A 20,920-nucleotide genomic window follows, 5' to 3' on the forward strand; every position below is an offset into this window, starting at 1 on the left:
AAGTATCAATATCAAAAAAGACCACACTATAAACGTAAAAAAGGTGGTAACCACCGCCTTTTTATTGTACCTGTAGCGTTAGATGAATAACTCGCCCCTATTAGCACCAGTCATCAAGTACAAGTCATCAAACCATTTAAAAGCGTCCTTGATAGTTAAAAGAATAACGCCCCTGATTATCTGGATTACCAATCCATTTAAGTTGTTGTTGCATAGAAGTCGGAAAATCGGCGCCGGGTTTAAACCAAGCTTGAGTTTGATACTGACGATTCGCCTTTAACTCACCCGTAAACTCGCTGGATACTTGCGCACTATTTTGAGCACCACTGGCTTTAATCGTACTATCACTACAAGTCATATCAACCACTGTCGGGCCAAAACTTAAACTCCCGACTGGCGTCTCCACATAACCAGCATTCCATGATAATGAGCCATCACCACTGCCGCACCATGGCGATTGATATTGCATAGAACGAATCGCTAGCTCTATCTGACCACCGGCATTAATAGGAACGGGTGGCGTATAAATATCAAGAATACTCTCTGCAGGCAGAGAAGCCAGTAAGGTATGAATATAGGGTCCTGAGAAATTAACACCGACATTGCCTTTCCCTGCAATGCCCAGTGCACTACCGCGCCCAAAGCGAACCGCATATTCTGGTGAAAGCGTCAGTATGCTCGACCATGAAAAACGCCAACTCACCTCGCCTACTTGCTGACGCTGGTAACTCACACTCTGTGCTCGTCCCTGCCATATGGTTCCTTGGACACCGCTAATCACCAAACTAGGTGGCAAGGGGGCGACGCTTAATAACACTTGCGCAGGCGCGTGATAAATCACACTGGCGAAAAAGACAGCAGTGAACAACGCGATATACTTTATCACTCGTTTCATTTAGCCCCCTCGCTTAAACTGCAAGCGGTTCACTTCAATAACACCACTTTGGTCCGCTTTATCTATGTCCATAATTTCTACGTTCACACCATGTGTTTCTTGCAGATAAAATAACCAGTTAACAAAAAACTCAAACGGTATCGGTTTGATCCACACTTGTAGCTCTTCCCCGCGAGGCTGCATACGAATAAGTTCAATATTAAAACGCCCCGTGGATGAGGTGATAATTTGGTTAAGCGCCTGTTTTGACACAACGACACCACCAGCCTGACGTTTTTCGGTAATGTGATTGGCTTGCTCTTTTACCCAAGACAGCAACTGCTTTTCCGATTGTATACGTGACTGAGCTAATTCTGTTCGCACAGCAAAAGGAGAGAGAATGCCCCAATAAATGACACCAAGAATCAAAAAAATAGAGCAGACAATCATCAGCCTTTGCTCTCTCTGGCTAATTGAGATCCACCAGCTTTGGGCCGTCAATAATAATCCTTTCATGTAATGACCTACTTCTTCTTCAACACAAAATTACCCATCACCAATTCACCGTTTCGATTCAGTGGCCCCTGTGAAACATCAAACTGCGTTTCTAGTTTGACCTTAGCCGATTCAAAACTCTCAAAATCACGGCTTGTCACGCTTAAACGAACTTCATTACGATTACCGTCATAAGTAAAGCTGATGACCTGCATTCCATTCACTTGACCGACGGTATTGGGCAACTTAGCCAACCATTCCAATGCTGAGGTGCTAGACATACCAGATCCACCAAGCTTGGTTAACTCATCTTGCATTTGCCTTTTAAGATAACTGACTGTGGGTATTCGTTTCTTATCTGGGAATACCGTGCGAAAAATACGTTCGCTTTCCGCTCGGTATGCCGTGGCTTGTGATTCATACTGACTCACCAAAACCACCTGTTCTGCAATAAGCGCAACCAACAAAATCACCGTAGCAATCGCAACTTTACGCCAAATATTCCAGTACTTAACAAATGAGGCTTTCGGCTTTAACTCACCCGTTAATAACGTTGCTTGGCTATCAATAGCACCTTGCGATAACAGCGCCATCGGCATTTCAATCGGCGCAAATTGCCATGTGATATGGGTCGAATCAGCCTTCATCTCTTCACAAGGTTGGGAGTAAACATCAACCGTGATGACGTCAACTTCGCCTTCCTCTGACATTGAGGTTAGGTAATCAGAGTCAATCGCAGCGCCAAGCCAGTGCTGATCTACCGTCATTCCTCGCCACTGACTGGTTCGAAATAGCCACTGTTCATTTAATTCAAGCGCACTAATATGCTCGGATTCTGGCAGAGCTAATACATCGGGCACGACTTTCTTAACGTCAATACCACACTCTAAAAAGCACGCTAATATTTGCAGTAAATACGCGCGGTCCACGGCACAAACTACCGCTTTACCATTGTACTTATGCAGTATCGAAAAATGTAAGTCATCAACATCTTGGGCAATGTCATCCTCAACTAAGTAAGGCAACATCGTCTCAAACTGACGAGCTCCCCCCGCCGGGATCTCTACTTCGGAGAAATGAACGTCTTGAGAGCACAACAGTAATAAAGTCACTCTTTGTTGAGCGTACTCTTTTATTGTTTCCAGCTGCTCAAGACTTTCCAGCTCACCACTGGCAATCACTTCCTTTTGTCCAGTCGACCACACCGCCCAACATACTGGGCTATTAGGTTGACTATTCAGTCGAACGGTTAAGAACTCGCTCACTCAATCCTCCAAATCGACGACGTACCACCGTCAGATCTTCTCTATCTTTGCTATAAAATAACGTTCTTAATCTCAGCCGTGATTCATCCACCACGACCTGAGCATCAAGCTCAAAGTACACACTGTCTACAGATAAATACTGAGACGCTTGTTTACGAGTATTCTCATCCACACTACTCATTTGTGATTCTGCAAGAAATTTGTCCACTCCTGACCAACCATCAAATGGGCGATTCTCCAATAATTGCAACGCATTATCTCGCGATAAGTTAGGAGCAAACAGTGCAACCAATATATCAGCATCTTCCGTAGCGAGCGTATTGACGTTCAATTGCCACGTCGAAACTGGAAGCGCGCAAATCGCTGATCCTAAGCGCAGCGTGACATCCCCCATCACTTGATTTACAGCCCGTAATTCAGAGCTATCCGCCAATAAGCCGTTAGCGGTGACATAAGCAGGAGATAGTGATTCATAATAACTGTCACCCACACCCGATACGGACCGTACTGTGGTTTCTTTATTTACAAATTCCCAGGTTGAGTCTGCTATCTGCTCTGCTTGGTAATTTTCTACGTCATACTGTTCCAACAGTCGCTGAAAAAATCGCACTAAAAAAGGCTTCTCCGTACTATTTGCAGTCGGAGCAATACTCGACAAAGCATTGATGTTAAAGCATGACTGCATGTCGACAATACGCCCGGTAGCTTCGCCGTAATCTAGCGGGTACGTACGCTCTTCAATCGCCCATGGCTGATTGAGGTTAATACTGTCTTTATTGTCTTTAAAACTCTCTTTAATCGCGACGGTTGCGAGAGCCTCAACCCCAATAGAGTACCAATAGGCTTGCTGGTAATTAATCTGGCTATTAGCTCGGGTAAACTGGCTAAATAAGCGCTCCGACATCGTCGCCGCAATCGACACCATGATCGCCAATAACAACAATATCACGATCAACGCGACACCTTTTTGAGATGATGAATGACCATGCACTTTTTTCATCATCCACCACTCCCTTGGTTGGCATCATTACTGCCATCACCCTGACTCGATCCGCCACCTTGATTGGCATTGCCTCCTGCTGACGCAGAGGTATTGACTGTGCCGTTCGGCGTCAAATAAATTCGGGTAATTTTCCCGTAATCCTCTAGTTCCAACGTGACTTCTACTGCTTGAGGTAAAGTAAGTTCTTGTTGCCACTCTTTTGACCACGAATCGCCATTATAGAACCGCAGTTCGAAAGTATTCACTTTCGTCAGAATCGGCAAGATAACGGGTAGCTCTCCGACACTGGTATCGGGATAACGCCACCATAACCTTTCTAACTTATCCTCTTTCAGGCGGTAGCCTATCTTCGCCACCTCACCTCTAGGAAATTGGCTTTGCGGGTTCATCCAACCTAAACGGGTAAAGAGTACCCCCTTACTATCCGAGTCGAGCAAATTCTGCTGCCATATCATCAGAGCAGATAATGGTGCTTCACCTTCATGTCGAAACTGTCGTAAAGCTATCTGCCTAAAATCACTATCTAAGTAGACAAAAGCTCGCTGAATCTCTTGTAGTCGAGCACTGCGCTCTTGAGATAACTCATTACTTCGCTGTACTTGATTCACGACCTGATAAGCAGCCACACTCAGACTTGCGAAAATCGCCATCGCCACTAAGACTTCAATTAAAGTAAATCCGCGTGAAGGCGCCCCGTTGCGATTATTTTGCAACGTAACTCCTTACGGTCACAATTGGGCTCGATTTTTTGTCAGTCGCGACACTGACATCAAAAGCCTTAAGCAAATTATCTGATGTTTTAACGGGTGTAACTCGCCAAAACCACTCTCGCCCCGCTAACGTCTCTTTGCCATTCGCGGCTTTTAATGCACTGCTATTAAGCATAACTTTCGCCATTTGATTATCAACGACCATCGCGGCGAAGGTTTTCTCTTCTAGGTAACTCAAGGTATTAATATGCTGAGAAACCGAGCGAATGACAGAAATCGCAGCGGTGGCAAAAATAGCCAAGGCAACTAGCACTTCCAGCAGCGTCATACCCCTAACGCTTTTCATCATTCCAATCCCTATCATCCATTGCTTGTACCAAGCCATTTTCCTGGATTTGAATATGCCACGTGAGATCTTTCTTAGCGCGATTTTCTGGTGCTAGGACAAAGACACCTGGGGTAAATTCACCGCTCGACAATATAAATATTTGCGGTGGCTTCTCTGGTTTTTTCTTCTTTTCGACATCTGCAAACATCTCATCATCAAATAAAGATGTGGGTTCAAACAGTCGGTCGTCCACGCCCCAGACACCATTACTCAAATCAAGCTTAATGGTTAAACCATCCGGAAGTGTGATCTCATCTGGGATCGTTTTTAATGATATTTTTTCCCAACCTTCCGGTTTGAGTTCCAAAAACACATAGCGGCGCTGTTCTTCATCAACTCTAATTCCAAAATCCTTGCCAGCCAACATTGCTTCTTCATTGAACAGCTGAAGCCTTTGGAATAAGCGCTGAGCTTCTTCTTTTACTTGATTATCTTGTTTAGGCGGTATTGACGCAATTACGGCTACAGCACTAAGCGAGAGCAGCACTAGTACTAAAAGTATCTCTAGTAGCGTAAAACCTGAATGAAAGGACTTAATAGGACGCATCGGTTACCACTTCATTGATAACAGAGCGCTCACACGCTCTGTTATCTTACCTATTACTGAAAGTCTTGAAGATTCCAGTTACCAATATCGGCTGCTGCGCCTTCACCACCTTCTTGACCATCAGCACCAAGAGTGAACACGTCAATCGTTCCTTTATCACCCGGGCTCAAGTATTGATAATCATTGCCCCAAGGGTCGTTAGGCAAACGACGAATATAACCACCATCACGATAATTGCGAGGCTCTGGATTACCTGGTTTCGTCACTAACGCTTCTAGCCCTTGATCCGTGGTTGGATAAATACTGTTATCCAACTTATACATGTCCAAGGCATTTTCTAGCGCTACAATGTCGGTAATCGCTTTCTGTTGATCGGCCTTTTCTTTGTTACCTAATAAGTTAGGAACAACAAAACTGGCTAACACGCCTAAAATAACCACAACGACCATCACTTCTAGCAAGGTGAAGCCTGCTTGTTTTTTCATTTTCTGTTTCATCTAGTACTCCAAGGAAAACACCTCGTAAACGAGGTAATATCATGCTGTCTACGTGGTTAGATTACCCAGACATCAAATTGTTCATTGCCAGTATTGGCATCAATGTCGCCATTACGATAAACAATACTAAACCCGCCATCAAAGCGATGAGCGCGGGAGTAAATATTCCTAGCGCAATATTGATCGTCGATTCAAAATTTTGGTCCTGATTATCAGCGGCGCGAGTGAGCATACTCTCTAGTTCGCCACTCTGCTCACCACTCGCTATCATATGCAACATCATAGGAGGAAACAGTTTCGTCTGCTCTAACGCCTTACGTAAACTTGCCCCTTCTCGCACATTATCAGCTGCAAGCGATACTTGCTTCTTAGCGAAGTGATTCGTCATCACATCCACTGACACCTTCATACCATCTAAAATTGGGATGGCACTGGAAGTGCATATCGCCAGTGTTCTAGCAAAACGCGAGGTATTCAGGCCTCGGGCTATTTTTCCAATCAGTGGTAGCCCCAGAACCTTGGTATCCCACTTCATCCGTATGACTGGGCGACGCAATGCGGTTTTAATTGTGTACATTATCAGTACAAAACCAATCAGCAGTGCGATACCCCAGTTTTGAATGAAATCACTTGAGGATAAAAGAAACTGAGTCGATTTCGGCAACTCTTGTCCCATTTGCACAAACTGCCCCACAATTTTGGGTACGACAGCAGCCAGAAGAAATGCGACAATCGCCACCGCAAACACCACCAGCACGACTGGATAGATCATCGCTTGCTGCAACTTTGAACGCAGCTTTTGTCTATTTTCGGCGTAGTCTGCTAAACGCTCTAAGATGGAGTCTAAATGTCCAGACTTTTCCCCTGCAGAAACCATTGAGCGAAAAAGCTCATCAAATACGTGAGGGTAATCAGCCAAGCTATCTGACAAAGTGTAGCCTTCCGTTACTTTGGAACGAATGGCCGCCAGCATTGTCCGAATTCGAGGCTTCTCTGATTGCTCAGATACTGCTTTCAAACACTCTTCAAGTGGCATCCCCGATTGAACTAATGTCGATAATTGTCGAGTAATCAAGGCCAAATCTGGGGTGCTGATACCACGCTTAAATGCCGGTTTTGCTACCTCTCCGTTGGCGCTTCGTGTAGGTTTGCTTCTTGCTTCAACCACATCTATTGGCATCAACCCTTGCTCTTTGAGACGCTGGCGCACTTGTCTTGCGTTATCGCCCTCAATCAGCCCTTTGGTCTGCTTGCCTTTGGCATTTAAAGCCTTATATTCAAATGCGGCCACTTATGCTTCCTTTGTCACTCGCATTACCTCTTCCAGTGAGGTAATACCGCGCTTAACCTTACTCAATCCGTCATCTCGGATGCTCGGCGTGTAGTTTCGCACTTCTTTTTCAATGGCTTGCTCACCCGCCTCATTATGAATCAAGGTTTGTACCTCATCATCAATAATCAAAAGCTCATGAATACCCGTTCGCCCTCGGTAGCCTTTTTGATTACATTTTTCACAGCCTACCGCTTTATGTAGGACTAATTCCTCAGTCTCTGACATTTCAAATAGCTTTTTGGTTTGCGTATCAGCTTGGTAAGGGACTTTGCAATCTTTACACAAGGTACGCACCAAGCGTTGCGCGAGTACGCCAAGCAAAGAAGAGGAGATCAGAAACGGCTCGATGCCCATATCTCGCATACGAGTAATGGCACCCACCGCCGTATTAGTATGTAACGTCGACATCACTAAGTGACCCGTCAATGATGCTTGAACACCGATTTGCGCTGTTTCAAGATCTCGAATCTCACCAACCATCACAACATCTGGATCCTGACGCAAGATCGCCCGCAACCCTCGAGCAAACGTCATGTCCACTTTAGGGTTAACTTGCGTCTGACCAATCCCATCTATATCAAATTCAATCGGGTCTTCGACCGTTAGAATGTTGCGTTCATTACTATTGATTTCTTGCAGGCCAGCATACAAGGTCGTCGACTTACCCGACCCCGTTGGACCCGTCACCAGAATAATGCCATGAGGTCTTTGGATAAGTTTACGGAAGTGATCATGATTGGTCGCGGTCATCCCTAAGCTATGCAAATCGAGACGTGTCGCATTTTTGTCTAATAATCGCATCACGACACGTTCGCCGTGTGAGGAAGGCATCGTTGACACACGAACATCTACCGCTCGTCCACCAATTCGCAATGAGATACGACCATCTTGAGGCACGCGTTTTTCAGCAATATCCAGTTTGGCCATAACCTTAACTCGCGAGACCAATAATGGCGCAAGCTTACGGCTCGGCGCCAACACATCCCGTAATACACCATCTACGCGGAAGCGAATAGAGAGCACTTTTTCAAAGGTCTCAATATGAATATCCGACGCCCCTTCTTTAATTGCTTCGCCTAACATCGCATTGATCAATTTGATAATAGGTGCATCATCTTCCGACTCGAGTAGATCCTCATCTTGTGGCAGCTCTTCTGCTAATGAGAAGAAGTCGTCGCTATCTGCGCCGATATCTTCCATTAACTGCCTCGCTTCCGAAGAGTCCCGTTGGTACGCTTGGGTCAATTTCGCTTCAAACTTTTCAGCCGGTAGAGGCTTTAACTCAAATGTTTGTCGATAAACACGTTTAACTTCTTGCAAAGCATTAAGCGCCAATGGCTCAACGTAAAACAATACCGCCTCAGATTCACTGGCTTCAAATACCACCTTGAACCGATTGGCAAAGCTAAATGGCAATCGGGTAACTAACGGGCGAAACTCCACTGTCTCTCCCATTACTTAGTATCCATTTGCTCAATAAAGGCTTGTATTTCAGATGGGTAACGTGTGGTTTCACCAAATTCAGGTAGAACAGGAATATAACCATCATCCATCAACTTCAAGCCTTGATCCGCTTTAAACAACTGTTCTGCACGAATGTAGTTATACTTACGCTGCGTCAAACCGTCAGCAGTAATACCATCACGGATAATGGTCGGCTTGATGAAGACCATCAGGTTCTTTTTCTCAACCGTGGTACTGGTTGAGGTAAACAAGCGTCCTAGGTAGGGAATATCCCCTAAGAAAGGAACCTTAGATTCACTTTCCGCCGCTCGCTCATCAATCAAACCACCTAACACCAGCATCTGACCATCTTGGATCATCACCGAGGTATTGAGCTGACGTTTAGCAAATCTTACATCGACCGCACCACTCGCACCCAATACGTTGGAAACTTCTTGCTCAATGGTTAGCTGAACGGAATTACCTTCGTTAATTTGGGGCACAACTTTCAGCTTGATGCCCACTTCTTTACGCTCAACCGTTTGGAATGGGTTGCTGTTGTTCGAGCCCGCAGTAGAGCCTGTTAGGACAGGCACTTCTTCACCAACAATGAATGAGGCTTCACCATTATCCATGACGGTAATACTTGGCGAAGACAGAATGTTAGAGTTAGACGTACTGGAAACGGCGGTAATTAATGCTGTCCAGTCACCCATTGCAATGCCGACGGCCGCACCTTGTACGCCACCTAGCGCACTAGCAAGTTTTGTGTAATCACCCGATGTTTTTGTCTCTACATTATAAGGGTTGCCGTCCGCATCAGTACGAGTTTCTGTCGTAGTCTTATCTTTCGCATCCTCCATACCGACCATAACACTGCCAATCGACGCGCCAGTATTGGAGAACTGAACCACACTACCGCTCGTCGCATTACCCCATTGCACACCCAAATTAGCACCATCAACGTCTGCTAACTCAACAATTAGCGCTTCGATAAGCACCTGTGCACGACGAATATCCAACTGTGAAATAACTTCCAATAACGCCTTCATAATATCTGGCGGCGCAGTCAGTACGAGCGCATTAGTATCCGCATGCGCCGTGATCATCACTTCTGTACGGTTGGCACTGGATGTTGATTTACCACCTGACTGTTTTTCTTTTTGCAGGTTGTCCGATACACCTTTTAATACCTCGACCAAATCTTCAGCCTTGGCATAACGCAGATATTGCACGCGGTTATTACCTTTCGTCGCCATTTCAACATCTAGCTGACTGATTAGGCTACGTAAACGCTTACGAACTTTAGGATCACCCGAGATAAGAATAGAGTTGGTGCGGTCATCGGCCACCAGCTTAGGCTGCAAGAATGCCGGGGTATTTTTAGCATCCGTAGTTTTGTTTAATGCATCAACGATACGAACCATTTCTGCGGCAGAAGCATTTTGCAGCTCAACCACTTCAATCTCTTTATCACCCGCTTGGTCAACGCGGCGAATGATATCGGCAAGGCGGTTTACCACAGCTGCGCGCCCGGTAATTAAGATGATGTTGGCAGGATCATAATGCACGACGTTACCCGCACCAGCATTGTCATTTAATTGTCTTAGTAACGGCGACAATTCACGCACCGAGACATTTCGAACGGCAACCACACGAGTAATAACGCTATCACCTTTGGCAATGTCGTTATCCCCAACAACAGGAATGGCAGACGTTTTTGCGTCTTTCGCTTTAATGACTTTGAGAATGTTATTGTCCATTTCAACAACAGCATAACCATACACCTCGAGTACATTTAAGAAGAAACTGTAATATTGCTCTTCACTCAAGACGTCATAACTTCGAACATCCACTTTGCCACGCACAGACGGATCAACAATGATCGTTTTATCGAGGTTACGACCTACGATATTAATGAACTCTTGTATGTCTGTTCCCTTGAAACTGGCACTAAATTCATTGGCAGATACTGCGGGAGCTGCCAACAAGCTTCCCACCAATAACCAAGTACTTTTCTTAAGCCAACTCTTCACTTGTTGCTCCCTTGAAATACTACATTCACGACTAGAATTGAATAAAGATGTCGTGCTGTTGTCCATCCCGTTCAACCGTGAGATTGAGTTCGGTTAAATCCGAAATGGATTGATAAATTTGTCCCATCGCTGCAGGGTCGGTAAGATCAGCGCCGTTAAGTGCAACGGCAATATCACCATTTTGTAGACCTACTGCGTTAAAAAGCTCAGCATCACGACCTGGACTAACACGGTATCCCGATATTTTCCCGTCACGTTTTACTTGAGAAAGCCTGACATACTGAAAAATCTGTTGTGGGTCTTGGGTAATCGTACTGCGAATTGCGGCTAACTTTTCTTCATTATCTCTTGGATTATTACCTACGACATTTGACGCAGCAGCCGGTGCTGGTTGTTTTAAGTCCAGTTTTTTATACTCAATACCTTCCAGCATCACTGTTTCATCACGACCCGAATTGGAAATAATAATACGATCAATCAAAACAGCGGCGATGGTGGCACGAGTTCCTTCAATTTGCTCTCCAATACCATAAGTGCCTTGCTTGCCCCTATTTGCCACGACTGCCAAGCTGCGATCTGGGTTGTTACTCACAACAGAACCCACTAACACAACATTCAACCTCGTCTTTGGCGCATCCGTAACAACCGGCGTTTGTACGACTTTTTGCTCGCGTTGGTACTGACCAAAAATATTGGCCTTATTAATTTCTGATGAGTAAGCGCTATTGCTCGTACCTGTCGACTGCACCTTCACAATAGTTGGAGGCACCCAACGCCCTACCGACGATGATTGTGGAAATAACTGCCACGCTAATACACCGGCAATCCAAGCAGATAAACCGAGCAGACACAGCGCGATAAATAAACTCAATTGAGGTTGATAATGTAGACAACGACGTAAGTATGAAAACAGAGGTGTAGATTGTAATGTTGTTGTCGATATGGAAAATCCTTTCACGCACCTAGTATCCTGTCTCTAGCCGTATTCCATCATAATGATGCATTATGAATCCTTTTCTTGGTTTTTTCATTTACTAGCGTCAATTTCTGCTGAGAACACTCCATAATTGTGAGTTTACGTCACATATAAATATTAGTGCCATGCAATCTACTTGCTAGGGTTGATTTTTTGGGAGCTAAACACCATTTAGTGGGGTAATCATTGTAAACCCGCCGCAACGTATTTAGTGTCTTACACTATAATGCGGGTTAGAAAGCAGGAATCGAGATGAGTTCAGAAAATAATGCCGTTCGCCTCGACAAATGGTTGTGGGCCGCTCGCTTTTACAAAACACGCAGTGTTGCCCGTAATATGGTCGACGGTGGGAAAGTCCACTACAATGGACAACGTTCAAAACCCAGTAAAATTGTAGAGCTGAACGCCGTAATAACCCTCCGTCAAGGCAACGAAGAAAAAACGGTGATGATTGAACGTATTTCAGATCAGCGTAGAGGAGCACCGGAAGCCCAGACTCTTTATTCTGAAACGAAAGAGAGTATCGCTAAGCGAGAAGAATTCGCTTTGCAGCGCAAACTGAATGCACACAACCCAAGTCCAGAGCGTCGTCCTGACAAAAAACAGCGTCGCAATATCATTAAGTTTAAACACCAATAAGCTGGAGCTTCCTTAAATGGCTAATAACACATTAAACCGCTACCTTTTTGAAGAGCTATCTGTACGAGGAGAATTGGTACAGCTCGATACGGCTTATCAAGAGATTATTTCTAGCAAAGAATACCCTGCAGCACTGCAAAGCCTGCTTGGAGAGCTTCTTGTTTCAACTAGCCTACTCACCGCGACGTTAAAGTTTGAAGGCTCAATTACCATGCAACTGCAAGGTGATGGTCCAGTCTCTTTGGCGGTAATCAATGGTGACCATAACCAAAAACTACGTGGTGTGGCACGCTGGGAAGGTCAAATTGCCGATGACGCCTCGATTCACGACATGCTTGGTAAAGGCTATCTTGTTATCACGATCACTCCAGATAAAGGTGAGCGTTACCAAGGCGTAGTGGGTCTAGAAGGCGCTAATTTGTCAGAGGTGTTAGAAGGTTACTTTGAGCGTTCAGAGCAACTCAAAACTCGTCTTTGGATCCGCACAGGCATTCAGGATGGTCAAGCTAAGGCGGCAGGAATGCTATTACAAGTCATGCCTGATGGCACTGGCTCACCTGAAGACTTTGAACACTTAGAGCAATTAACAAACACTGTAAAAAATGAAGAGCTGTTCACCTTAGAAGCCAATGACCTATTGTACCGTCTTTACAACCAAGACAAGGTTCAATTGTTCGAACCAAAAGAAGTCGAATTTTTCTGTGGCTGTTCACGTGAACGCAGTGCAGACGCTATTGCCACTATTGCCCAAGATGAAGTCTATGAAATTTTAGCGCAAGAAGGGTCGGTAGCACTACATTGTGACTACTGTGGTAGCACTTACTCATTTGATGATGGCGACATAAAAGAGTTATTTGCTCAAAAAGATGAGCAAGGTGAGAAACCGACTCTACACTAATTTCGGTGTTAGAAATATGTTACACAAGCCAGTTCTATCTGAACTGGCTTTTTTTTATGAAAAATTTAACGATAACACAACATTTCCAGACGGAACGTATCACTATCCTGTTATCACTTATGTTACATTTACCCTAACGCAAAGGTTTGCCCTAGAATAAACCACCGCGATTTAATATGTGACCAAACACTTAAAACCGTCACGATATGATGAGTAATTTTTGAACTGCATCCCTGTTTTATCGGGTTTCCGTTGCTAGCATGGAGTTCAAAATAAAAAACAAATTATAACAATTTTAAAATCCCTACAAAAATCCAATAAGGAGCACCTATGACCGTTATGGACATTAATAAGGCTGCACAACTCGATCTAACTCAATATGGCATCACTGGCTCTACTGAGATTGTTCGCAATCCTAGCTATGAGCAACTTTTCACCGAAGAAACATTAGACACCCTACAAGGTTACGAAAAAGGTGTCGTCACTGAATTAGGCGCAGTTGCCGTTGATACAGGCATCTTTACAGGTCGCTCCCCTAAAGATAAGTTCATTGTTCGCGATGACACGACTCGTGACACGATGTGGTGGTCTGATCAAGGAAAAAATGACAACAAAGCAATTTCTGCCGATGTCTGGGATGAGTTAAAAACACTGGTCACTGGGCAGCTATCTAACAAACGCTTGTTTGTTATTGACGGCTACTGCGGTACCAACCCTGACACTCGCTTATGTATCCGTGTTATCACAGAAGTAGCATGGCAGGCACACTTCGTTAAGAACATGTTTATTCGCCCAAGCGATGAAGAACTTGCAACGTTCGAAGCTGACTTTGTGGTAATGAATGGTGCTAAGTGCACCAACCAAAAATGGCAGGAGCAAGGTCTGAATTCAGAAAACTTCACCGTCTTCAACCTGACAGAAAAAATGCAGCTTATTGGTGGCACTTGGTACGGCGGCGAAATGAAGAAAGGCATGTTCGCAATGATGAACTACTTCTTACCGCTTAAAGGCATCGCATCCATGCACTGCTCTGCTAACAAAGGCGAAGATGAAGACGTCGCTGTATTCTTTGGTCTATCCGGTACAGGTAAAACAACACTGTCTACCGATCCAAAACGTCAGCTGATTGGTGACGACGAACATGGTTGGGATGATGATGGCATCTTCAACTTCGAGGGTGGCTGCTACGCGAAAACGATCAATCTATCCAAAGAAGCTGAGCCAGATATCTATAACGCGATTCGCCGTGATGCTCTGCTAGAAAACGTAACGGTTCGCAATGACGGTTCTATCGACTTTGATGATGGTTCGAAAACCGAGAATACCCGTGTTTCTTACCCTATCCATCATATCGACAACATTGTAAAACCCGTTTCTAAAGGTGGTCATGCGAATAAAGTTATTTTCCTATCCGCTGATGCATTTGGCGTGCTTCCACCCGTTTCAAAGCTAACTCCAGAGCAAACTAAGTATCACTTCCTATCGGGCTTTACTGCTAAACTAGCCGGTACAGAGCGAGGTATTACTGAACCAACACCAACATTCTCTGCATGTTTCGGTGCCGCTTTCCTAACACTGCACCCAACTAAATACGCAGAAGTGTTAGTTAAACGTATGGAAGCCGCTGGCGCTGAAGCTTATCTAGTGAATACTGGCTGGAACGGTTCTGGTAAACGTATTTCAATCCAAGATACTCGCGGTATCATTGATGCTATCTTAGATGGTTCAATTGAAAATGCGGAAACTACGACAATCCCAGTGTTTAACCTAGAAGTTCCGACTTCGTTACCTGGCGTCGATTCTGGCATTTTAGACCCACGCGATACATATGTTGACCCACTACAATGGGAAAGCAAAGCGGAAGACCTCGCGAAACGTTTTGTGAATAACTTTGAGAAGTATACTGATAACTCGGAAGGTCAAGCATTAGTCGCGGCAGGACCACAAATAGACTAATACTTAGATTAATATTCAAGTTTTAGTGACCAAGCCCCTCATAAGAGGGGCTTTTTGATCACTTTCGAGCTAAATTACTGATTATGCTCAGTAGGTAAGAGAGAACAACGTGATACGAAAAACACTGGCCATAGTAATAGCGCTCATCGCTCTAGGACTACTTTCTGTATTAGCACTCTTTTGTTTGCTGCATACACAGTATGCGAGCCCTATGGTTTCCTATGCATTAGACAAAACACTGAACATTAAAGTAATCAGCGAATCCGTACGCTACCAGTACCCAAATCAGTTTGACTTCAATAGTGTCCATATTGAAAGACAGGGGCAGGAATCGATAGATGCCAATAGCATGTCTATTTGGCTCTCACCCTCACAATCAATTACTGCGCCACTCCGTATTCATGAATTGCTACTTTCAGGCTCAACTCTGTCTCGTCAATCTACATCATTAGCCCATGACTTATCGATCGATAATATAGCTCTCGATCATATTGATTACTCTGATGACAATGTGATCATCAACGATCTTCAATTGCAGCTCCGCAATGTTCAATATCAGCCAAACATAGCGAGTATCCGTGGTGAGTTTCAGCTACGGGCTTCTCAAATATACTACCAAGGAGAATCCGCCAACGACGTACTCATTGATGGCGTACTCAACGGCGAGGAAAGCAAGATCTACGGTGCGTCTTTCACCTGGAATCAAGCAACGGTATCCACTCAAGCACAGTATGAAAATGGCACGTGGTCCTTAGTGAATGCGACAGTAGATAAGCTTAACCTCGATCTTACAACGGCTTCTATCGCTCATTACAACAAGATCTTTACTGCCATTGGTCACATCAATAGCGTAGATTTACTGCACGCTAATCTACGTTTCAACGATGTCAAAGTAGAAAATCTCAACGCGTCTTTTGAACAAATTGATCTTCGCCACTCTATTTGGGAGCAAATTGATGCTTACGTCTCGTTTGACGCTGATAGTATCCAATACCAGAGCCTCCAGTTTATTGAACCTACCGTTGAGGTCATTGCTGGTAAGGGAGTGATAAACTTAAAAGATATCGATAGTACGCTTGAGCAGGGTCGTATTCAGCTCGCAGGCGTTTGGCAGCCCAATGCGATCGCACTTGACCGTGTTGTTATCGATGGTGTTAAGGTGTATGAAGAAACACAGCAAAATGCTCTACAGTCACTTTTCAAGCTCCTTCCTCTTACCGATCTCAACCAACTCAGTATCAATCATCTTACAGTCGGTCGTGGGCAATGGATACAAACCGAGGATAAACCTAACTGGCAGGTATCTGGCTTAAATTTGGAAGGTAATAATTTAGAGTTGATACAAAAAGGTCAGTGGGGTCTATGGCAAGGCAAAACCACGGCCTCAGCCAATAGCGTTAGTATTGATAGTGTCTTAGCCAGTCAAGTCGCTTTAGAAATACAAAGTAACGATGGCAAATGGCAATTGAAACGACTATTTATCCCCTATCAAAAAGGGTATCTAGATGTGGTAGCTTCACTGGACTTTTCTGCGATAAGTCAGCCCTTAACCGTCAGTGCAAGAGCTTATTCTCTACCGTTGTCTTTGTTGAAATATTTGCAGACACCAAACAGTATTGATATTACTGGCACCGCTGATATCAATCTGTCTATGAATGTACTCACTGCCGATAGGCTAGCTATTTCAAAAACGTTAACAGGCAAGTTTGACGCCGTATTTGACAATACCTCTATCGCGAGCAATAAGGGTAACTCTATTCCAGTAGAAATAACACCACTTCAATTTGTTGCCGATCGGGGGCGCTTATCATTGTCACCACTAACCATCCATGGTGATAATATCGATGGGGAAGCATCTGGCGAGGTAGAGTTAAGTCACCTCGAAACATCTCCAGTGGAACTAAAGCTCATTTCCCACTGTTCCGAGTTGACCACTATTGATTTACTATCAGGGTCAGTGAAACAAAAGCCGACAACAAGCTGCTTATTAGAGCAATAATATGGTCAGCGATATCGCGAAACAATATCGCAGACCGTACTACTGAGTCATTTTGTCTTGGTAGTTTGGTAACAGCATATAAGTACCAACAAACTCTACAGCAGGCTTATCACCGCTAAAGATCGTGACGTTAATGATAATTCTCGCTTTACGTCCCGTCGCTAAACGGTCCAAATCGCCACTAATACCATCGAGTGAAGTCACCGCCACAGGGTTCATTTCTACCGGGTGTCGGTAACGAATCCCACTATCAGCAAGCACTATATCGGCATTCAACCCACGCTCTTGCATTAGTAACCACGTCATTCCCCAACCCGTTAATGTCGCGAGAGTAAAAGCTGACCCAGCAAACATTGTGTTATGTGGATTAAGGTTAGGGTTTAACTGAGCACTGCACTCAAATCGATAACCTGTGTACTGGTTAATTTTAATGCCCATCTTGTCACTAATTGGAATCTGCTGTTCCCAGCGCTGTTGTAGCTCGGCACACCATTCAGGACGACGTAATACCTTTGCTAACGGATCAAGCGGCTTAATCATCAGCTGATGGCGAATTGGACCATGCTGATCGTTCAACTCCCCTTGGCACTCAAAACCATTTTTACCGTAGAATGAAATCGCATCCTCACGAGCATTACACACTAAACGTTTAACCCCTTCCTGTCGCGCAAAAGACTCCAGTGCTACAAGTACCAAAGAACCCATTCCTTTATCACGACGGCTGCTCTTTACCGCCATATAACGGATCTGACCTTCATTATCAGGCGTAATATAGAGACGACCAATAGCCATCGGTCGACCGCGACCATCAACGATCATACGGTGATGGCTCATTTCATCGTACTCGTCTCGCTCAGAGCCAACCGGTAAACGCCATGGCTCTCGTAACATCTGCCAGCGAAACTGGTAGTACTTAGCCAGTTGATTCTCAGTCTTTGGAGTAATAAGTTTAAACATGGATATCCTTTCAAATGTAAAACTAGCGCTTTACTCGACCTATACTTGCAACCAAAACGTCACAGGGCCATCATTGACTAAAGAAACTTTCATATCAGCGGCGAACTGCCCGCATTCTGTTGGTAATACATGACGACATTGTTCAGAAAAGTAGTGGTAAAGACGTTCTGCATCTATAGGGTTTGCACCGCGTGAAAATCCTGCACGCGTGCCCTTTTTGGTATCCGCAGGTAAAGTGAATTGCGAGACAACAAGTAAGCTTCCACCTACTTCTTTTACATTAAGGTTCATTTTACCAGCTTCATCTTCAAAAACTCGATAGGTCGTGACTCGCTCAACCAGTCTTTTCGCTTTTGCGTCATCGTCATCTTTTTCGACACCAAGTAAAACGAGTAACCCTTTACCAATTTCCCCTACAACTTGTCCGTCAACGCTAACCGAAGACTCACTTACTCTCTGTATCAGTGCTATCACTTAGCGCTTCCTTTATCTGTTGAGATTCATTGTCGACGCTCGATTGTAACATGTGAGATCTGGGTAGCCAGTGCTCTTTCTCACCAAGCGCAGCTGTCACCTCTGCACCAATCAAAACAATGAACCAACATAAGTATATCCATATAAACAATATTGGAATCGCGGCTATCGCTCCATAAATTAGTTGATAAGAGGGAAACTGGGTAATGTAGTATGCGAACGCTTTCTTACTAATTTCAAACAGTAAGGTTGCGGCCAAAGACCCAATTAAAGCGTGAGAGAAACGCACTTTTTTATTCGGGACTAATAGATATAACCCAGAGAATGCCAAGAGCGCCAAAATGGCGGGCAACCAGCCAATTAATAGGCTGAAAGCCCCACTTAATGCATCATGCTCCAGTATTTTTAATGACGTCACATAAGAGGTACCAACGATGCTTGCCCCAACTAAAATAGGACCCAACGTCAGTATCATCCAGTACATTGAAAAAGAAAATACGGCGCGCCGTTTCACTTTAACTCGCCAAATATAGTTTAAGTTTCGGTCAATGTTAGAGATGAGCATTAAAGCGGCAACAAATAGAAAGCTACTCCCAATTGCTGTCATCTTTGTCGTATTAGAGACAAATTCGACCAAGGCAGAATATACAGCATCACCAGCAGCAGGAACAAAGTGCTGGATAATAAAGTCTTGAAGTACCTGCCCTGTATTAGCGAAGATTGAAAATGAAGAAAGCACGGAGAGCAAGACCGTCAGTAAAGGCACTATAGAAAGCAAAGTAATATAAGTTAAGTAGCCTGCATTAACATTGACACGGTCATGTGCCATTCGTTGTGCTAGATAACGAACAAAACGAATAATCTTTGCAATCAACTCCATCATGTTTCGAATGGGAAATGCATTGTCCCTGATTTTAAACTTCACTCGTAGGCTCCTTGCTAAACGACGCGTAAGTATTCTCGACATATAGAGGTTAGTAATGCTGCGCGCTCTTTAACTGCCAGCAATGGCAATGAGACAATTTGGTATCCCATAGACTCGTAGAACTCGTAAAGCTTTCGATGAATGACCAGTGCTTCCTCGAAAGGATACGGGCGAATGTCATCTTGCACATAAGTTTCTAATGTCGGCTCGCAGAATATCACAAGCTGTTGATAGCCGCTGCTCGCTTCTAAAGCAATATGTTGTGGAATCTCTAAATTACCCCATGAGAGATAGGCACAGATATCTGGAATCGCTCTATCAAGGAAAGTGAGTGGATAATTTAATGTTACCTGCTTTTGAGTCAGCATCTCTCTGAAGCATAGCTCTGCAAATCCCGATAAATCAACCCATGGTAAAATGCCATTGATTACGTGGGACTGCTCAATAATAAGCTGTCTTGGCACTTCAGGAAATACTTGTATCTCTTCACATTCCATTGACTCTAAGAGCGTCGTTTTCCCTGAGCCTGGACCACCTGTAATAATAAATGGAAGGGTCGTGTTCATTACGTGTCAGTCTTACTGTGATGGGGCGATAGTATTGAGTCTACCATCGTTCTTCTAAGAATGAAGATATACAGCCGAGTCTATAGGGCAGATTTTATTATCGTCAAAACGAAAAAAGCCCACCAAGAAGGCGGGCTTTGAATACGATAAATAAAGACTTATAGCTCTTTGCTTTATTCATTAACCTCAGGTGAGGTTATAATTAGAACCTGGCGATGTCCTACTCTCACATGGGGAAACCCCACACTACCATCGGCGCTACTGCGTTTCACTTCTGAGTTCGGCATGGGATCAGGTGGGTCCGCAACGCTATGGTCGCCAAGTAAATCTTGAGCTAACGTTATACGCTAGCGGTTAACTGGTGCTGATACCCAGACTCGAACTGGGGACCTCACCCTTACCAAGGGTGCGCTCTACCGGGCTGAGCTATATCAGCAATTAGTTTTTTGGACTAAAAGAGCCCGCTTTTTCAAACGGGCTCTTTTATCAAAATTAAAGCCTAGCGATGTCCTACTCTCACATGGGGAAACCCCACACTACCATCGGCGCTACTGCGTTTCACTTCTGAGTTCGGCATGGGATCAGGTGGGTCCGCAACGCTATGGTCGCCAAGCAAATTCTTCTTTTACTTTCAGCTTTTATTAAAAGCTAAAGGCAAAATTAATTCGGAAAGCTTAATAAAMGTTCTTAATACACATTCAATTATGTTCTTGCTTTGAGTCCATCAAAACCCTTTGGGTGTTGTATGGTTAAGCCTCACGGGCAATTAGTACAGGTTAGCTCAATGCCTCGCAGCACTTACACACCCTGCCTATCAACGTTCTAGTCTTGAACAACCCTTTAGGACACTTAAAGTGCCAGGGAAGACTCATCTCAGGGCTCGCTTCCCGCTTAGATGCTTTCAGCGGTTATCGATTCCGAACTTAGCTACCGGGCAAT

The 20,920-nt window shown here is 44.4% G+C and carries 20 protein-coding genes, 1 tRNA gene and 3 rRNA genes; 4 read left to right on the forward strand and 20 right to left on the reverse strand.

What is annotated here, in order from left to right:
- Positions 1 to 136: 136 nt before the first annotated feature.
- The 12 genes from L4D05_RS17675 to gspC all read right to left on the reverse strand — a co-directional run bounded on the left by L4D05_RS17675 (position 137) and on the right by gspC (position 11,504).
- Complete coding sequence (locus L4D05_RS17675; protein WP_428754158.1) at positions 137 to 895, reverse strand: type II secretion system protein N; 759 nt, start codon at positions 893 to 895, stop codon at positions 137 to 139.
- On the reverse strand, positions 896 to 1,390 hold the full coding sequence (locus L4D05_RS17680) for a type II secretion system protein M (protein WP_265674628.1): 495 nt from the start codon (positions 1,388 to 1,390) through the stop codon (positions 896 to 898).
- An 8-nt stretch (positions 1,391 to 1,398) separates the two neighbouring features.
- Positions 1,399 to 2,634: a type II secretion system protein GspL gene (gspL, locus tag L4D05_RS17685; RefSeq protein WP_428794788.1), complete on the reverse strand. Its 1,236-nt coding sequence runs from the start codon at positions 2,632 to 2,634 to the stop codon at positions 1,399 to 1,401.
- Complete coding sequence (gene gspK / locus L4D05_RS17690; protein ID WP_428754161.1) at positions 2,603 to 3,637, reverse strand: type II secretion system minor pseudopilin GspK; 1,035 nt, start codon at positions 3,635 to 3,637, stop codon at positions 2,603 to 2,605. Before gspK ends, gspL begins: the two co-directional genes overlap by 32 nt.
- Positions 3,634 to 4,350, reverse strand: a complete 717-nt coding sequence (gene gspJ / locus L4D05_RS17695; protein WP_428794789.1) for a type II secretion system minor pseudopilin GspJ — start codon at positions 4,348 to 4,350, stop codon at positions 3,634 to 3,636. Before gspJ ends, gspK begins: the two co-directional genes overlap by 4 nt.
- Positions 4,340 to 4,732 (reverse strand): type II secretion system minor pseudopilin GspI, encoded by a 393-nt coding sequence (gspI, locus tag L4D05_RS17700; RefSeq protein ID WP_428794790.1) that lies wholly within the window; start codon positions 4,730 to 4,732, stop codon positions 4,340 to 4,342. Before gspI ends, gspJ begins: the two co-directional genes overlap by 11 nt.
- Positions 4,680 to 5,282 (reverse strand): type II secretion system minor pseudopilin GspH, encoded by a 603-nt coding sequence (gspH, locus tag L4D05_RS17705; protein WP_428754167.1) that lies wholly within the window; start codon positions 5,280 to 5,282, stop codon positions 4,680 to 4,682. The genes gspI and gspH overlap by 53 nt, the downstream gene beginning before the upstream one ends.
- Before the next feature lie 53 nt (positions 5,283 to 5,335).
- Complete coding sequence (gene gspG, locus L4D05_RS17710; RefSeq protein ID WP_250618750.1) at positions 5,336 to 5,779, reverse strand: type II secretion system major pseudopilin GspG; 444 nt, start codon at positions 5,777 to 5,779, stop codon at positions 5,336 to 5,338.
- Between the two features lie 61 nt (positions 5,780 to 5,840).
- The gene (gene gspF / locus L4D05_RS17715) at positions 5,841 to 7,070 is read right to left on the reverse strand and encodes a type II secretion system inner membrane protein GspF (RefSeq protein ID WP_428794791.1); all 1,230 of its coding nucleotides are present in this window, start codon (positions 7,068 to 7,070) and stop codon (positions 5,841 to 5,843) included.
- Positions 7,071 to 8,567 carry a type II secretion system ATPase GspE gene (gspE, locus tag L4D05_RS17720; RefSeq protein ID WP_428794792.1) on the reverse strand — a complete coding sequence of 499 codons (1,497 nt, stop codon included), beginning with the start codon at positions 8,565 to 8,567 and terminating at the stop codon, positions 7,071 to 7,073.
- On the reverse strand, positions 8,567 to 10,591 hold the full coding sequence (gene gspD, locus L4D05_RS17725) for a type II secretion system secretin GspD (RefSeq protein ID WP_428794793.1): 2,025 nt from the start codon (positions 10,589 to 10,591) through the stop codon (positions 8,567 to 8,569). Before gspD ends, gspE begins: the two co-directional genes overlap by 1 nt.
- A 31-nt stretch (positions 10,592 to 10,622) precedes the next feature.
- Positions 10,623 to 11,504 (reverse strand): type II secretion system protein GspC, encoded by an 882-nt coding sequence (gene gspC, locus L4D05_RS17730; protein ID WP_428794800.1) that lies wholly within the window; start codon positions 11,502 to 11,504, stop codon positions 10,623 to 10,625.
- Positions 11,505 to 11,819: 315 nt separating this feature from the next.
- Here gspC and hslR point away from each other — a divergent pair, with 315 nt between their 5' ends.
- The 4 genes from hslR (at position 11,820) to L4D05_RS17750 (ending at position 17,059) form a co-directional block, all read left to right on the forward strand.
- On the forward strand, positions 11,820 to 12,206 hold the full coding sequence (gene hslR / locus L4D05_RS17735) for a ribosome-associated heat shock protein Hsp15 (protein ID WP_428754173.1): 387 nt from the start codon (positions 11,820 to 11,822) through the stop codon (positions 12,204 to 12,206).
- A 16-nt stretch (positions 12,207 to 12,222) separates the two neighbouring features.
- A complete protein-coding gene (gene hslO, locus L4D05_RS17740; RefSeq protein ID WP_428754175.1) occupies positions 12,223 to 13,104 on the forward strand; it encodes an Hsp33 family molecular chaperone HslO in 882 nt (293 codons plus the stop codon).
- A gap of 330 nt (positions 13,105 to 13,434) precedes the next feature.
- A complete protein-coding gene (gene pckA / locus L4D05_RS17745; RefSeq protein WP_428754177.1) occupies positions 13,435 to 15,060 on the forward strand; it encodes a phosphoenolpyruvate carboxykinase (ATP) in 1,626 nt (541 codons plus the stop codon).
- A gap of 109 nt (positions 15,061 to 15,169) precedes the next feature.
- A complete protein-coding gene (locus L4D05_RS17750; protein ID WP_428794794.1) occupies positions 15,170 to 17,059 on the forward strand; it encodes an AsmA family protein in 1,890 nt (629 codons plus the stop codon).
- 39 nt (positions 17,060 to 17,098) lie between these two features.
- Here L4D05_RS17750 and L4D05_RS17755 read toward each other — a convergent pair whose 3' ends face one another.
- The 8 genes from L4D05_RS17755 to L4D05_RS17790 all read right to left on the reverse strand — a co-directional run.
- Positions 17,099 to 18,016, reverse strand: a complete 918-nt coding sequence (locus L4D05_RS17755) for a bifunctional GNAT family N-acetyltransferase/hotdog fold thioesterase (protein ID WP_428754180.1) — start codon at positions 18,014 to 18,016, stop codon at positions 17,099 to 17,101.
- A 39-nt stretch (positions 18,017 to 18,055) separates the two neighbouring features.
- Complete coding sequence (dtd, locus tag L4D05_RS17760; RefSeq protein ID WP_428754182.1) at positions 18,056 to 18,490, reverse strand: D-aminoacyl-tRNA deacylase; 435 nt, start codon at positions 18,488 to 18,490, stop codon at positions 18,056 to 18,058.
- Complete coding sequence (locus L4D05_RS17765; protein ID WP_428754193.1) at positions 18,462 to 19,373, reverse strand: virulence factor BrkB family protein; 912 nt, start codon at positions 19,371 to 19,373, stop codon at positions 18,462 to 18,464. Before L4D05_RS17765 ends, dtd begins: the two co-directional genes overlap by 29 nt.
- 56 nt (positions 19,374 to 19,429) lie before the next feature.
- Positions 19,430 to 19,981 carry an AAA family ATPase gene (locus tag L4D05_RS17770; protein WP_428794795.1) on the reverse strand — a complete coding sequence of 184 codons (552 nt, stop codon included), beginning with the start codon at positions 19,979 to 19,981 and terminating at the stop codon, positions 19,430 to 19,432.
- A gap of 207 nt (positions 19,982 to 20,188) precedes the next feature.
- Positions 20,189 to 20,304, reverse strand: a 5S ribosomal RNA gene (gene rrf, locus L4D05_RS17775).
- 36 nt (positions 20,305 to 20,340) lie between these two features.
- Positions 20,341 to 20,417 (reverse strand) — tRNA-Thr (locus tag L4D05_RS17780).
- A 61-nt stretch (positions 20,418 to 20,478) separates the two neighbouring features.
- Positions 20,479 to 20,594, reverse strand: a 5S ribosomal RNA gene (rrf, locus tag L4D05_RS17785).
- A gap of 132 nt (positions 20,595 to 20,726) precedes the next feature.
- Positions 20,727 to 20,920, reverse strand: a 23S ribosomal RNA gene (locus L4D05_RS17790); the annotation flags it as partial.

Origin of the sequence: Vibrio nomapromontoriensis (assembly GCF_050337205.1) — a bacterium.
Classification (GTDB): Bacteria; Pseudomonadota; Gammaproteobacteria; order Enterobacterales; family Vibrionaceae; genus Vibrio; species Vibrio nomapromontoriensis.

Coding starts and splice junctions, on each gene's coding strand:
- L4D05_RS17675 (WP_428754158.1), bottom strand. CDS start 895: ATGAAACGAGTGATAAAGTATATCGCGTTGTTCACTGCTGTCTTTTTC.
- L4D05_RS17680 (WP_265674628.1), bottom strand. CDS start 1,390: ATGAAAGGATTATTATTGACGGCCCAAAGCTGGTGGATCTCAATTAGC.
- gspK (WP_428754161.1), bottom strand. CDS start 3,637: ATGATGAAAAAAGTGCATGGTCATTCATCATCTCAAAAAGGTGTCGCG.
- gspI (WP_428794790.1), bottom strand. CDS start 4,732: ATGGCTTGGTACAAGCAATGGATGATAGGGATTGGAATGATGAAAAGC.
- gspH (WP_428754167.1), bottom strand. CDS start 5,282: ATGCGTCCTATTAAGTCCTTTCATTCAGGTTTTACGCTACTAGAGATA.
- gspG (WP_250618750.1), bottom strand. CDS start 5,779: ATGAAACAGAAAATGAAAAAACAAGCAGGCTTCACCTTGCTAGAAGTG.
- gspE (WP_428794792.1), bottom strand. CDS start 8,567: ATGGGAGAGACAGTGGAGTTTCGCCCGTTAGTTACCCGATTGCCATTT.
- hslR (WP_428754173.1), top strand. CDS start 11,820: ATGAGTTCAGAAAATAATGCCGTTCGCCTCGACAAATGGTTGTGGGCC.
- hslO (WP_428754175.1), top strand. CDS start 12,223: ATGGCTAATAACACATTAAACCGCTACCTTTTTGAAGAGCTATCTGTA.
- pckA (WP_428754177.1), top strand. CDS start 13,435: ATGACCGTTATGGACATTAATAAGGCTGCACAACTCGATCTAACTCAA.
- L4D05_RS17755 (WP_428754180.1), bottom strand. CDS start 18,016: ATGTTTAAACTTATTACTCCAAAGACTGAGAATCAACTGGCTAAGTAC.
- L4D05_RS17765 (WP_428754193.1), bottom strand. CDS start 19,373: ATGATGGAGTTGATTGCAAAGATTATTCGTTTTGTTCGTTATCTAGCA.
- L4D05_RS17770 (WP_428794795.1), bottom strand. CDS start 19,981: ATGAACACGACCCTTCCATTTATTATTACAGGTGGTCCAGGCTCAGGG.